Source organism: Candidatus Avelusimicrobium caledoniensis (genome assembly GCF_902756455.1).
Classification (GTDB): Bacteria; Elusimicrobiota; Elusimicrobia; order Elusimicrobiales; family Elusimicrobiaceae; genus Avelusimicrobium; species Avelusimicrobium caledoniense.
In genome coordinates, this window is record NZ_CACVRB010000014.1 from 98,006 (window position 1) to 112,048 (window position 14,043).

A 14,043-nucleotide genomic window follows, 5' to 3' on the forward strand; every position below is an offset into this window, starting at 1 on the left:
CAGACTAACACGAAATCCGCCCGGCAGAAGATAACATCATACGCAAACAGAGGTTCAAGGCCTTATGCCCGGCCCGGCGAGGGCGCGTTGCATTACAAAGCAACAGGGCAAAAACAGTGTAGCTACAAGTAAGTGGAAGTTGACTCCTCAAATGCCTGCCGCCTTCAAGGGGGTTGACAAATCAAAAAAAAAAACGATAATAAAGAGATGCAAAAAACAAGGAGCAAACAACATGAAAAACAATAAAATAAGTTTGTCATCCCGTGAGACTGTTGCACGGGATCTTCCGCTGAATCAATCTGTCACCGTTATTAAACAAGGGTGCCCCGCCCCTTCGTCATTCCGTAATGTCTTTGTACGGAATATAGGGGCGGACACCGCGCTATATTCTGGACAGAAACTCTCCAGAATGACGAGCGCGGTACAAGCATTTACACTCATTGAATTATTGGTCGTTGTACTTATCATCGGTATATTGGCGGCGGTCGCGTTGCCGCAGTATCAAAAAGTAGTGGAAAAAGCCCGTGCCAGCGAGGCATTATCCATTATGAAAACGATTGCCGATGCCAGTCACGCTTATCATATGGCCAATGGAACATATCCTCAACATATGGATGAATTGGATATAGAAATACCCGGCACAAGTATCACTAACTTTGATGCGCACCGCGTGCAAACCAAATGGTTTGAATACGGCGTTGCTTGGAACAATGACCCCCATTTATTGGCGATTGCCAACCGCCTACCGTTAAGCACCTTTTATGTATTTAATCTTTTTGATGATAATGTAACTTGTTGTTATTCATACAGCACAAAAGGTACTGATTTTTGTAAATCTTTAAGCAAAGGGAAAACAAATTCAGCCCATACGAGTGGTAGTACAACCTGTTACCAACTTCAATAAACCAATTATACTTGCAAAAAAACGGCAGACTTGAATCTGCCGTTTTTCGTTTATTAGAAATACTTGTTATTGCAAGATAGCCAACAATTTTTCCATGGGCTCTTTGGCCTCGCCGCCGCCCTGGGCAAAGTCTGCCCGTCCGCCCGCGCGACCGTTTAACTGTTCGGCTAATTGTTTAGCCACGGTTACCGCGTCGGTATTAGGCAATTTGCCCGCCGTTTTGACTACAAAGGCGCGTTTGCCGTCTTTATCGCACGACACAATTACTAGCGCTTGCTTGTGTTTTTGGGCAATTGTATCAGCGATGTTGCGTAGTTCTTTCGGTTGGGCATCATCGGCATAGCGTAGCACCACGGTCGTACCGTTTTTAAGCGCAAATGTCATTTCGTTTACACCGCCGGCGGCCAACGCTTTTTGGCGGAAATCTTCGTATTGTTTTTTGACGTCTTTGAGTTCGTCCATAATCGCGTTCACACGCGCAAACACGTCTTTGGCCGGAACAACGAGCCGCGCCGCCAATTTCTCGGCTTGGCGGTTAACTTCTTTTAAATAGTCTAACGCCGCCGGGCCGGCAATTCCTTCAATGCGGCGCACGCCCGCGGAAACGGAGCCCTCTTTAAGCACCAAAACGGTAATTACTTCGGACGTATTTTTTACGTGTGTTCCGCCGCAAAGTTCCAAACTGTATTTTTGGTCTGCGTGTTCAAAGTCGCCCCCCATTAACACAAAGCGGGCCGGGTCGGCATATTTCTCGCCGAGCAGTGTGACAGCTCCCAATTTTTCGGCATCGGCCAAGGGACGCGTCTGGCACGTAACGGGCAGCGCATCCGCGGCGGCCTTATTGGCAATTGCCCACACTTTATTTAATTCTTCGGTTTTGGGCGTTTTGGAAAGCGTATAGTCAAAACGGAAACGCTCCGGCGATACAAACGAACCGCTTTGGTGTACCGTCGTGCCGAACACTTGCCGGAGTGCCGCGTTTACCAAGTGAATCGCGCTGTGGTTAGCGCGCAAGCGCGCGCGGCGCGGGGCATCTACCGTCAGTGTAACGACGTCGCCTTTTTTAAGCGTACCCGTAAATTTATGTAAGAAAACTTTACCAAGCGGTTTTTGCACGTCCGTAATTTGGGCAATTTCTTCGCCGTTAGAAACAAGGACGCCCGTATCGGCCACTTGTCCGCCGGACTCGGCGTAAAAAGGTGTCGTGTCAAATACGGCGTACCCGTCGGTTACTTGGTCGGCTTGTTCAAATTGGCTGTTCAGCAAGGCCAACACTTTGCCCTGAGCAGTTAGCGTATCATACCCCACAAATTTTGTTGCCGGGCACGCTTGCTCCAATTTTTGCATAACAATCACTTTGCCTTTTGTAAATTCATCTGCGTATGAACGGCTTTTTTCTTGCGCGGTTTCTTTGGCTTGTTCGTATCCTTTTTCATCCACGCTTACCCCGCGCGCGGCGGCAATTTCGCGCGTGAGTTCCAAGGGGAAACCGTACGTTTCGTGCAAGTGAAACGCGTCCGCGCCGGAAATAGTTTTTGTGCCGGTAGCTAAAATTTCAGCCAGTTTTTCTTCGCCCGTAACGAGCGTTTTTAAGAAGGTTGTTTCTTCTTGTTTAAGTACGTCTTGGATGTGCGCGGCATTTTTATCAATTTCCGGGTACAAGCCCGCAAAGATTTTTTGCACCACGGGCACGAGCGTATATAAATACGGTTTGTCGTTACCCATGAGTTTTGCATAGCGCGCCGCGCGGCGAATTAAGCGGCGCAAAATGTATCCGCGCCCTTCGTTAGACGGCAAAATGCCTTCGGCAATTAAAAAACTGGAACTGCGCGCGTGGTCGGCAATAATGCGTAAAGCGGAATCTTCCTCTTTGGTACTGCCCGAAATATGTAAATCTTTTTTGGCTTGCTCAATTAAAGGAGTAAACAAGTCCGTACCGAACACGTTTTTGGCTCCTTGCATGGCCATACACAAGCGTTCAAGCCCCATGCCGGTATCAATGTTGTTATGCGGCAACGGTTTTAAGGAGCCGTCTTGTTGGCGGTTGTAACTTTCAAACACGATATTCCAAATTTCCACAAACCGCCCGCAATCACACGTAATATCACAATGCGGGTTTTTGCACCCTTTATCGCCAAAATCATAATAGATTTCACTGCACGGGCCGCACGGTCCCGTCGGGCCCATGGTCCAAAAGTTATCGGCTTCGCCGAGTTCAAAAATGCGTTCTTTCGGCACGTATTTAAGCCACGCTTGGTAAGCTTCTTCATCGCGCGGGGCAATACCGCCTTTATAAATACTTACATATAATTTATCGGCGGGCAAACCAAGCACTTGTGTTAAATATTCCCATGCCCACGCAATGGCTTCGTTTTTGAAATAATCGCCAAACGAGAAATTGCCCAACATTTCAAAGAAGGTTAAGTGACGCTCGGTAAATCCGACGCTGTCAATATCCGTCGTGCGTACGCATTTTTGACAAGAAACCGCGTTTTTGAGCGAATTATCAATGCCTAAAAAATTGGCTTTAAATTGCACCATGCCGGCCGACGTAAACAAAAGGGTCGGGTCGGAGTGGGGAACGAGCGAGCTGGACGGAATCGTCGGCAGTCCTTTTTTATTAAAAAATTGTAGATACGAATTTCTGATTTCTGTGCTTGTTTTCATAAAACCTTCTTAAATAAATGTATATATAAAGTATATCAAATACGCGGCCCGCCCCGCGAGCGTACAACGGTATTTGTTATAATAAACAATACGGAGGACGCATGCATAAAATTTTAAGTTATTTATTTATTTGTATTGGTGTATTACTTATCTTTTTTTCACTGATTAGTATGTATAAAGTATTTGTGGACCGCCAACCCGCGGCCCCGGTCGTGCAACTGGCCGATATGAATTTACAAACCCAATACGGCACGATGATTGTGCCCATGCAAAATATAAACACGCTAGCTAATTTGGGTTTATTTGCCCTGTTTATGGCGTTTGTGCTGTCCGTCGGAGCCAAACTGGCCGGGCTTGGTGCAAAAATGCTCAAAAGCGAACGCATCCGCGAGGCATTATTAGAACTTAAACCAACAGAAATACCGTCTGAAGAAAACCTAAAAAATTTATGAAGATACGATTTATTTTAAACCCCGTCAGCGGCAACCGCACCGCCGACACCGAACATTTTGCCCGGTGCATACAGCTCAATTTCCCGGGTGCGGATATGCGGCTAACCAAAGCGGCCGGGCACGCCACCGAACTGGCGCGCGAAGCGGCGGCTGAAAATTTTGACGTCGTGGTGGCTATCGGCGGAGACGGCACCATTAACGAAACGGCCCGCGGGCTTGCGGGTACAAAAACAGCTTTGGCGGTTATTCCGCGCGGATCCGGCAACGGATTTGCACGCGAACTGGGTATGCCGCTTAATTTTGAAGAAGCCGTTGTGTCTTTACAACGCGGCAGTATTGCCCCGTGTGATGTGGGGCGTGCAAACGGCGAATTATTTTTAAACGTGGCGGGCGTTGGGTTAGAGGCCGAAATTGCGTGGCAATTTATGGAGCACGGCAAAACAGGCGCACGCGGCAAGTGGCCGTATTTTAAACTGGGGGCGAAAACAGTTTTCTCGTATAAACCGCCTGTATTTGACGCAGATATTGACGGCCAAAAAACACAACTATCCCCCCTCACGCTTGTATTTGCCAACGGCCGCCAATACGGCAGTAATTTCAAAATTGCACCGCGCGCCAATTTAGGCGACGGGTTATTGGATATGGTAGCCGTCAACAACGTGGCCAAGTGGAAACTTGTGTGTGCGCTGCCCGGGTTTTTTACAGACGGTTGGCGTCCGCTGGGCGTAACAGATACCACCCAAGTTAAACACGTGGTGCTTACGCACGACGGACAATTTCCCTATCACATTGACGGCGAGCCGCGCCAAGCAAACGGCAAATTAGAATTTAGCATAGAACATCACGCATTAAATGTGTTGTTCCCGGAGCGGTAATTATGGCCAGGCGAAAAACCTCTTCCCGAAAACGCTTATCCCCCGGTCAAAAAAAGGCCGAATTTTGGGCATCTGTAATTATTGCCGTTATTTTATTTTTTATGCAACAGCAAGGCAAGCCGCTAACAAAAACCGGGCCGATAGAAGATGAACAGACCTTTGAAAACGTGTCTATCGCGTCCGTTTACGACGGAGACACCTTTAAAATCAATTTAAATTGTTCCTTAGCGGTCTATTGCGAAAAAGTGCCCGTGCGTGTGCGCGGCGTAGATACCGCGGAAATAAAAGGGAAAACCGAGCGTGAAAAAAAACTCGCCCAACAAGCCAAGGCGTTTACTAAAGAATTTTTAAGCGTGGCCCCGGTGTCGCTATCTAACTGCGGGCGCGATAAATATTTCCGCCTACTGTGCGACGTGCAAAACGGGAACGGCCAAGATTTGGCGCGCGAACTGATTAAGCGCGACTACGGCTACTCCTACCAAGGCGGCACGAAAAGCAAAAAGTATCAGTAAGATTATTGATAAGTCCATGCCCGGTGATTGCCTGAAATATGCCCGCTTATGGCGCCCGTTTCCTGTTTACAGACTTGATTGCGCCAATCGGTTGCGTCTGTATTATTATATAGATAGCATACTCGCCGCCCCGGATTTTCTGTCTGCGGAAGATGTTGAGGACGCCGTCCGTAGCCAAAGCCCGTCTTGGTATTGTAACAAACCGTACGAGCCCCGTCCCCATTATAGCCCGTATAACAAAAGCCCCAATCAAAATCATATCTGTTGGCAGAGGAAGAATTAACCGTACCGCCAGCAGGAAGATCAATATCCAATTCTTCAAAACGGTTACTGTATGTGCCGTTTGCTAAGTAGTAAACTTCCTGCGCTTGTGTGATTTTGTCCACAATGGTTTTCAGTTCCACATACCGTGCCTTAGCCACGGATAAACGATACTGCGGCAACGCCACCGCCGCCAATATGCCGATAATGAGTACAACCACTAATAATTCTATTAACGTAAATGCTTGTTTGTTTTTCATACAACCTCCTTTTTATCATTAAATAAAATGTAGCAAAAAAAAAAACGATGTCAAGTTTTATTTTTTCTCTCGCTATATCCCGCATAGAAACCCTGCGGGATGACGAGCGAGAGAATAGAAACCCTGCGGGATGACGAGCGAGAGAAAAATATATACAGAAAGCCCCTTGCCGGATGGGCAGGCAAAAAATAGCCCCAAGAATAATTTTGTGGAAAATTGTTTATCGGTAGCAAGTAACAACGGCACAAACATTTTTTATAAGGTGGAGATCCCCGACAGAAACTTTCGGGGATGACACCTTATTGTTTGTGCCGTTGTACGCGATTATAGAAGATAACATCAGTTGTTAACAAACAGCGCGGCATAAGCGCAAGGACAACACCCGGTTTTCAGTTTTGAGATAGATAGACCTTGCTAGTTGGACCGTAACGTACGGCCACCGGACGGCGCAACGCGCCGCAAGTACGTGAGGTCCAAGGCAAGGCCTAGATGCTCAAAAATGGAAACCAAAACAGCGCGCTCTCATCTGAAGGTCCACGCGTTGCCCCACGTGTTTTCTATATATTCTAGCAGTCCCTTATGCAACAAAACGCGCTTATTGGTGCGGATGCGGTGGAATTTGGACGGATCTTCTTTAGACGGTACTTCTAAAAACACCGTCGTTGTGCCGCGTGTCATATCCAAATAACTTTTGAGTTTTTGTAACGATTCTTTGGTATAGTTGGCAGGCAAACGCACGGTAAATTCTTTGGCGACATTCGCCATCAAATCGGTAATGTTGCTGACGTCTTGCAAATTTAGCTCAATGTTGGCGCTTTCGTCGTCGGTGCGGATATCGCCTAAGAAATTTAAAATCGCGTTAGGAGCTAGCAGCCCCCCCACCTGTTCAAACGTGCGCGAAAACACATTCACGCTTAGCGACCCGGTACAATCTTCAATGACTAATTGCGCCCAATCTTTTTTTGTTTTCTTATTTTGGCGGCGTTTAAATAGCGTAATAATACCCAGTACGTTTAAGCGTCCGGTAGCACGGCCTTCCAAAATATCAACAATGGGGGTGGCGCGCAGTTGGGCTAAATTGGCTTGGTATTTTTCCATGGGGTGTCCGCTGAAGAAAAGCCCCAAAACTTCTTTTTCAAATCCTAATAATTCCGCGCGGCTCATCGGCGCGGCTTGCACCAGTTTAGTTTGTTTGACACTAAGCATGGACGAAAATTCGTCGCCAAATAAACTATCCGTGTTGGTTTGTTGGCGTCCGCGGGAAATGCGGTGGGCAGTTTCTATTACGGAGTCTAAATTGGCCAACCCGTACGCGCGCGTAATACGCGGATCTTGCTGGGGATACACGCTGTCTATCGCGCCGGCTTTAATAAAACTTTCCAACGTTTTTTTGTTAACAACGTCCGCCAGTTCGGCGCGAGTACATACGTCTTCTAAAGACGTATATTTGCCGTGTTCTTTACGTACGCGCGCAATCGCCAAACAGGCCTCCTCGCCTGCATTTTTAATAGCGTTTAACGCGTAGCGGATACATTCTTTTCCGTCTTTTTCTTCCACGGAAAAGTCCGGCTCGGACGCATTGACATCCGGCGGTAAAATCTCAAAACCCAACTTGCGCGCTTCGGCCAAATACGTAACGATTTTGTTTTCTTTATCGTCGGCACCGATAGCGTTGTGTCCAATTTCGTTGGTGAGAGCCGCACACATAAACTCAATAGGGTAGTTGGCTTTTAAATACGCCGTTTGATACGACACAAGCGCATACGCATACGAGTGAGATTTGTTAAACCCGTATCCGGCAAATGCCTTCATCTGTTCATACACGTGGTGGGCAATTTTTTCGGGAATTTTATGTTCCTTGCACCCAGCCATAAATTTCTGGCCGAATTTTTCCATCATGTCAATTTTCTTTTTGCCCATGGCTTTACGTAGCGAATCTGCCTCGCCGGGAGTAAAACCGCCTAAGCGTTTGGAAATTTCCATAATTTGCTCTTGGTAGAGCATACAACCGTACGTATCTTTAAGCGGTTCTTCTAGTAACGGTGTTTCGTAGACGATTTTTTCTTGTCCGCTTTTGCGCCGCACAAACATATCCATCATGCCCGACTCCATCGGCCCCGGGCGGTACAACGCCACCAAGGCAGATAAGTCGCTAAATTGGGTAGGTTGTAATTTTTTGATGAGGTCGCGCATGCCGCCGCCTTCCAACTGAAAGATACCCAATGTTTGGCAGGCACACAGCATATCGTAGGTTTTTTTATCATCTAATGGAATTTTGTTAATATCAAAATCGGGGTTGTGGCGGGCACGGATCATCTTTTCGGCATTGTCAATTACCGTCAGCGTACGTAAGCCCAAAAAGTCCATTTTAAGTAGCCCTAAATTAGAACACGGCTCCCCTTCAAATTGGGTAGTGATAACGTCCTTAGCCCCGCGGGCAAGCGGTACATATTCGGAAACGGCCTCTTTGGTAATCAGCACCCCCGCCGCATGGATACCCGTATGGCGTTTGAGCCCTTCAATTTTGCGCGCCATATCAAAAAGCCGTTTACTCTGCGGGTTGTTGTTTAACTCATTACGCACTTCGTTGATTTCCAATGCTTTTTCCAATGTCATTTTGGGATCGTTGGGAATCATTTTGGCAATGCGGTTGGCGTCGGCCAGCGGGATCTCCAACACGCGCGCAACATCTTTGATAGCCAGTTTGGCTTTCATCGTACCGAACGTAATGATTTGGGAAACTTTATCATTACCGTATTTGCCGCGCACGTAGTCAATGACGCGTTCGCGGCCGGCGTCGGACATATCAATATCCAAGTCAGGCATGCTGATACGGTCCGGGTTTAAAAAGCGTTCAAAAAGCAGTTTATTTTGTATCGGGTCAATGCGGGTAATATCCAAGCTGTACGCCACGAGCGACCCCGCGCCCGAGCCGCGCCCCGGGCCGATCGGGATATCGTGCGCGCGGGCCCAGTTGATAAAATCTTGCACGATGAGAAAGTAGCAATCAAACCCCATGGTAATAATGACGTTAAATTCATACTCTAATTGTTTCCAGTAATTGTCCGGCACGTGGCCGTTCATCTTTTTAGTAAGCCCTTTGCGGCATAAATCTTTGAAATACTCTTGCGAGTTGGGATACTCCGGCGGGATATCAAAATTGGGCAAGATAAACCCGTGTTTGGGAAATTCCAAATTACATTTTTCCGCAATTTCTAAGGTATTTTTGCACGCCTCGGGCGTGTGGGCGAACAAACTGCACATTTCTTCGGGCGACTTAAAATACAACTCGTGCGACATTTTCATCCGGTTAGGGTCGTTGAGCGTTTTGCCGGTAGAAATACAAACGTGCACGTCGTGCGCTTCCCAATCTTCTTTTTTCTCGTAGTGGCAATCGTTCGTGGCGACCACGGGAATACCCGTCATTTTAGCTACGTCTTTTAAAAGCGGCAGCGACTCTACTTCTTCGCGGATACCGTGGTCCATGAGTTCAATATAATAGTTGCCCTTGCCAAAAATACTTTCATATTCTTTAGCAAGCGCACACGCTTTTTCCATACCGCCCGGCTCGCGTACGTATTGCGATAAAAACCCTTTCAAACAGCCCGACATGCACAGTAGCCCGCCTGCGTGCTGGGCTAAAATAGTTTTATCAATGCGCGGATGATAGTAAAACCCGTCCACCCACGCCATGGAGTTTAACTTCATCAAATTAAGATACCCTTCGTGATTGCGGGCCAGTAGGGTAAGGTGTCCGGTGCGCGATTTATCTTTTTCTTTATAATTACCTTCGGTAATATAAAACTCGCACCCGATAATCGGTTTAATACCGGCGTCTTTGGCAGACGCATAAAAATCAAGCACCCCGTACAGGTTACCGTGGTCGGTAATAGCCATGGCAGGGATGCCTTGTTTGGCCAGCCCTTGCAAAAATTGGGACGGTTTATGATTTTCCGACACGCGCAACATACCGTCTAAGAGTGAATATTCGGTATGGTTATGTAGTTGTACAAATTCAGCCATGGTATTTCCTGTTTCGGCCCCGGTTTTAGACGGGAGAGGTTAAAAAAGGTAAAATGTATCTATGAAACATTATAGTAAATTAAACGAAAAAAAGATTTCTTCCCAAACCTTATACAAAGGGGTGTTGGACGTAAAATTAGACGAAGTAAAATTAGTAGACGGCAACAAAAGCGTACGCATTTATTTAAAGCACCGCGGCGCAAGCGGTATTTTGCCTGTGGAAAACGGGTTTGTATATTTGGTGGAACAATTCCGCTACCCGATTGGTCAAACTACGCTGGAAATTCCCGCCGGAAAACGCGAGCCGGGGCAAAATTTTTTGGCCTGTGCGCGCGCGGAACTGAAACAAGAAACGGGACTAAAAGCCAAATCACTCAAAGAAATTTTAGTGTTTCACCCGTGTAATGCTTTTTCCAACGAAGTGCAACATCTTTATGTAGCCACCGGGCTAAGCCGCGGGGACACCGATTTGGACGACGACGAGTTTATTAACGTCAAAAAAATCCCGCTTAAAAAAGCCTATGCGATGATTAAAAACGGCCAAATCACCGACGCCAAAACTATTTTAGCGTTGCAGTGGTATAAGATGAATTGCAAAGCATAAACCGGCTAATCGTTCCACACATAGATGTTCCACACGCCGCTCTCTGTTGATGAAGATTGACGCCGTGTGAAATGTTTACATATTTCGTTGGCAAGCACATTGTCTGTACGGGCATAACACCGCTTACCAACAGATCCTCCGTTATCAAACATAAAATATAAGCGCAAGTTAGTGTTTGCTGTTATACGAGCGTCCCATAAAGCAACCCATACTTTACTAAGTTGGGCACCCCATCCGACGCCTGAATAAAAATAAGTTCCGCTAATAGTACCCGTCAAACCAATATCCAACTCGCTCCAATCGGTGGTATATCGTCCGTTAGCTAAATAATACCGTTCCTCGGCTTGTTTGACAGAATTGCCTAAGGTAATTAATTGTGTCATACGCGCTTTGGCAACGGCAAATTTATATTGCGGCAACGCCACCGCGGCTAAAATACCGATGATTAAAACTACCACTAATAATTCAATGAGCGTAAAACCTTTATGTAGGTCAGGTTTCACCTGACAATGTTTCGGCAGAAACATCTTTCCTTGTTTGATGTCAGGCATAGCCTGACCTACAACGGCTTTAAAACAATGCTCTTTTTTCATACGACCTCCTTTGTTCCATTAAATAAAATGTAGCAAAAAAAAAAACGATGTCAACCCCCCTGTTTTATTTTGCAGCACAGCAAAAAAGACCTCCGTTTGGAGGTCTTTTTCAAAAAGATAAAAAGTTATTTGTTACGGAATTGTATATTCTATATCCCGCACGCTCCCGCGCCGCCGTTCAATAAGGATAATCACCAAATCTCCGCTTTGCCAAGGCACCTCATCAAGCAACCATTCCACATGTTCATCGGAATACACTTGATCCCATCCGTTGAGTTGTTTTTCAAACAACAGTCTGTTCTCGCCGTATACCTGTATAGCCGCTACGCGTTCTTCCCAATCTAATTGCCCCACTTCCTGTCCGAAGATTTTTACCGGGCGGGTCAATGCCGCCAATTTTTCCCCGTGTAACTGCCGGTCAAGCAACGGTAACGTTTCTGAGAGATTGACCGCAAAACTACGGTTCTTTTCCGGCTCTGCGGCTATGCCGCAACTGCCCACGTGTACACCCACCACTTTCCAGCGGTTAGCTTGTAATTGTAACACCGGCGAACCGCAATAGCCGCTAAATCCAAACGGCTCGTCGGGATTTTCTTGCGCAAGGGCAGGGCGCGTGCCGATTAAATCCCACTGCCCAGCTGACAAAAACCGCCGCTCCATAGGTAAAATATCGCGGTGTTTCCAAAGTCCTTCGGTATATCCGAGCGAAAAAGCAGGTAATTTTAAATCTGGCGCGGCCCAGGTAAACGGTTTGGCTCCCCCGCGCAACGCCTCTGGCGGCAACGCGGCTAAAGCAACATCCGCCGAGTGAATACCCCGCTGTCCACCTGCGGCAATTTTGACTTTAAATTCCAAAGGGGTACCTTGCTCATTAAATACTTCCGCTACTACGGTATTGCCTACGCGGCCTCCTACGTGGCGGGCCGTAGCTATGTAGGGAACATTATTTAACATCACTAAAAAACCCGTTCCCATCACTTCGCCGCCTTTTTTGGACTTTATCTGCACTAAGCCGCGTTGAGCCGATTGAAATAAATAATTTTGGGAAAAATTCTGCTGCGCGGCCCGATAAATAGGCCGCATCGCTTTTACGTTTAAAAGTTCCACTGTTTCCGGTGCCCACGAAGCAGAAAACGCATCTATGCGCCCTCCCTTGGGAAACTTAATCCCCCTAAAAATCTGCGCATGGGAGGACACAGCAGCCAGTAATAAACTAATGCTTACAATCAAAAAACGTTTCATATAATATAGTATGCTGTTTTTTAGGACGTAAAAAAAGAGTCAAAGGCCCTAGTGTGCGCTAGGACCTTTGACCTAATTGGTGCGGCGCAAGTTACGCCAGAATTTTTTGCGCTTCGCTGATGAGCTCTTGCAAGTGGTGTTCGTCCGTAAATGTTTCGGCGTAGACTTTTAAAATATTTTCCGTGCCGCTCGGGCGCACCAAAAACCATGAGTTTTCCAAATAGACTTTAAGGCCGTCCGTATCGCGCACGCGGGTTACTTTTTCGCCCGCGACGTGCGTGGCCGTAAAGTCGGCCGCCTTCATGGCTTTGACTTTTTGTTTGGTGGCGGCGTCGGTCGGGATATCCACGCGCGTGTAGTGCGAAACGCCGTATTTTTTTGTCAGACCTTGATAAAGCGCAGCAATATCGCCCTCACTTGCTTGAATTTCCATTAAAAGACACACGGCAAACATGCCGTCCTTTTCCGTCGTCCAACCGCTAACCGACATCCCGGCACTTTCTTCGCCCGCGAGCACATAGCGGCCTTTATCTAACCCGTCTACAAAGTATTTAAAACCGACGTTGACTTCATCCAATTCTAACTTGTGATCGGCGGCGATACGGTCCAAAAGGGCCGTCGTGCCCAGCGTGCGTCCAATAGCCGTAGCCCCCGCCACCCGTTGGTGACGCACCAAATAATCGGCCATCACACAAAGGGCGTGATTGGGCGCAATCAAACCGCCTTTGGAAGTGGCACAACCGAAACGGTCCGCGTCCGGATCGCTCGCACCGGCAAAAGAATAAGAGCCGTTTTGCACGAGTTCTATAAGCGGTTTCATCGGATATTTAGACGACGGGTCCATACGGATTTTTCCGTCGTGGTCTAGCGGGATAAAATAAAACGTCGGGTCTTGCACTTCGCTCACAATATCTACATTGGTAAGACCGTATTTTTCTTTAATCGCCCGGTAAAAAGGCAAGCTCGTGCCACCTAGCGGATGAATGGCAAATTTGCACGGGGCAGCAGCAATTTTTTTAAAATCAATTTTTTTACCTAACGCTTCCACATACGGCGTAATCACATCGGCTGTTTTAACAAGTCCTTTAGCACGGGCCTGATCAAGGGGCATCGTTTTAATTGCTTGCGGATCGGCCATATATTCGTTGGCGTATTTTTCAATTTGCGCCGTTAATTTCCCGTCGGCAGGACCGCCGTTAGACGGGTTGTATTTAAGCCCCATTTCCTGCGGCGGATTGTGGCTCGCCGTTCCGTTCAAACACGCACACGCGCGCCCACTGCGAATTTCAAACGAGAAAACAGGCGTCGGCACGGGAATCTCCGGCAAAATAACCGTAAGTCCGTTGGCGGTTAGCACTTCGGCACACAGCGTGGCCGTATCGCGCGACATTAGCCGCGTATCGCCGCCGACCAAAATCGGCCCGGTAATATGATTTTCCAAATGGATACGCGCAACAGCTTGTGCAATTGCTTTAGCATGCAACGCACAAAATCCTTCCCCCAGCGTTCCGCGGTGACCCGATGTTCCAAATTTTACAGGCACAGGTGTTTGGTCCGGCTCGTAGAAAGCACGGCGTAAAGATTGCGTATCAATTTTTTGCGTTGTAAGCGTTCCGGCCAATTCGCTAACCATAAATCTTCTCCTTAAAA

Annotated in this window: 11 protein-coding genes; 5 read left to right on the forward strand and 6 right to left on the reverse strand. The window is 47.3% G+C overall.

The features are described 5' to 3' along the window. Positions 1-232 precede the first annotated feature (232 nt). Positions 233-904 (forward strand): type IV pilin protein, encoded by a 672-nt coding sequence (locus ACQY2W_RS04480; protein WP_428049798.1) that lies wholly within the window; start codon positions 233-235, stop codon positions 902-904. Between the two features lie 66 nt (positions 905-970). On the opposite strand, the gene alaS is transcribed toward ACQY2W_RS04480, so the two are convergent. Further along, positions 971-3,571: an alanine--tRNA ligase gene (gene alaS / locus ACQY2W_RS04485; protein ID WP_428049800.1), complete on the reverse strand. Its 2,601-nt coding sequence runs from the start codon at positions 3,569-3,571 to the stop codon at positions 971-973. Between the two features lie 101 nt (positions 3,572-3,672). Here alaS and ACQY2W_RS04490 point away from each other — a divergent pair, with 101 nt between their 5' ends. From ACQY2W_RS04490 to ACQY2W_RS04500, 3 genes are read left to right on the forward strand one after another with little or no spacing between them, the layout of a single operon-like run. Then, the gene (locus tag ACQY2W_RS04490; RefSeq protein ID WP_428049802.1) at positions 3,673-4,023 is read left to right on the forward strand and encodes a hypothetical protein; all 351 of its coding nucleotides are present in this window, start codon (positions 3,673-3,675) and stop codon (positions 4,021-4,023) included. Beyond that, the gene (locus ACQY2W_RS04495; RefSeq protein WP_428049804.1) at positions 4,020-4,898 is read left to right on the forward strand and encodes a diacylglycerol/lipid kinase family protein; all 879 of its coding nucleotides are present in this window, start codon (positions 4,020-4,022) and stop codon (positions 4,896-4,898) included. The genes ACQY2W_RS04490 and ACQY2W_RS04495 overlap by 4 nt, the downstream gene beginning before the upstream one ends. Before the next feature lie 2 nt (positions 4,899-4,900). Next, positions 4,901-5,410 carry a thermonuclease family protein gene (locus ACQY2W_RS04500; protein ID WP_428049806.1) on the forward strand — a complete coding sequence of 170 codons (510 nt, stop codon included), beginning with the start codon at positions 4,901-4,903 and terminating at the stop codon, positions 5,408-5,410. 2 nt (positions 5,411-5,412) lie between these two features. Here ACQY2W_RS04500 and ACQY2W_RS04505 read toward each other — a convergent pair whose 3' ends face one another. Both ACQY2W_RS04505 and dnaE read right to left on the reverse strand, forming a co-directional pair. Continuing rightward, positions 5,413-5,931: a type IV pilin protein gene (locus ACQY2W_RS04505; RefSeq protein WP_428049808.1), complete on the reverse strand. Its 519-nt coding sequence runs from the start codon at positions 5,929-5,931 to the stop codon at positions 5,413-5,415. A 522-nt stretch (positions 5,932-6,453) separates the two neighbouring features. Next, complete coding sequence (gene dnaE / locus ACQY2W_RS04510; RefSeq protein ID WP_428049810.1) at positions 6,454-9,954, reverse strand: DNA polymerase III subunit alpha; 3,501 nt, start codon at positions 9,952-9,954, stop codon at positions 6,454-6,456. A 61-nt stretch (positions 9,955-10,015) separates the two neighbouring features. Between dnaE and ACQY2W_RS04515 the strand changes: the two genes are divergently transcribed. Continuing rightward, positions 10,016-10,558, forward strand: coding sequence for an NUDIX domain-containing protein (locus ACQY2W_RS04515; RefSeq protein WP_428049812.1), 543 nt, complete (start codon positions 10,016-10,018; stop codon positions 10,556-10,558). A 5-nt stretch (positions 10,559-10,563) separates the two neighbouring features. Here ACQY2W_RS04515 and ACQY2W_RS04520 read toward each other — a convergent pair whose 3' ends face one another. From ACQY2W_RS04520 to ACQY2W_RS04530, 3 genes are all read right to left on the reverse strand, one after another. Continuing rightward, positions 10,564-11,151, reverse strand: coding sequence for a type IV pilin protein (locus ACQY2W_RS04520; protein WP_428049814.1), 588 nt, complete (start codon positions 11,149-11,151; stop codon positions 10,564-10,566). Positions 11,152-11,283: 132 nt separating this feature from the next. Beyond that, positions 11,284-12,393: a hypothetical protein gene (locus ACQY2W_RS04525; protein WP_428049816.1), complete on the reverse strand. Its 1,110-nt coding sequence runs from the start codon at positions 12,391-12,393 to the stop codon at positions 11,284-11,286. Between the two features lie 91 nt (positions 12,394-12,484). Next, positions 12,485-14,026 (reverse strand): phosphoglucomutase, encoded by a 1,542-nt coding sequence (locus tag ACQY2W_RS04530; protein ID WP_428049818.1) that lies wholly within the window; start codon positions 14,024-14,026, stop codon positions 12,485-12,487. Between the last annotated feature and the right edge of the window lie 17 nt (positions 14,027-14,043).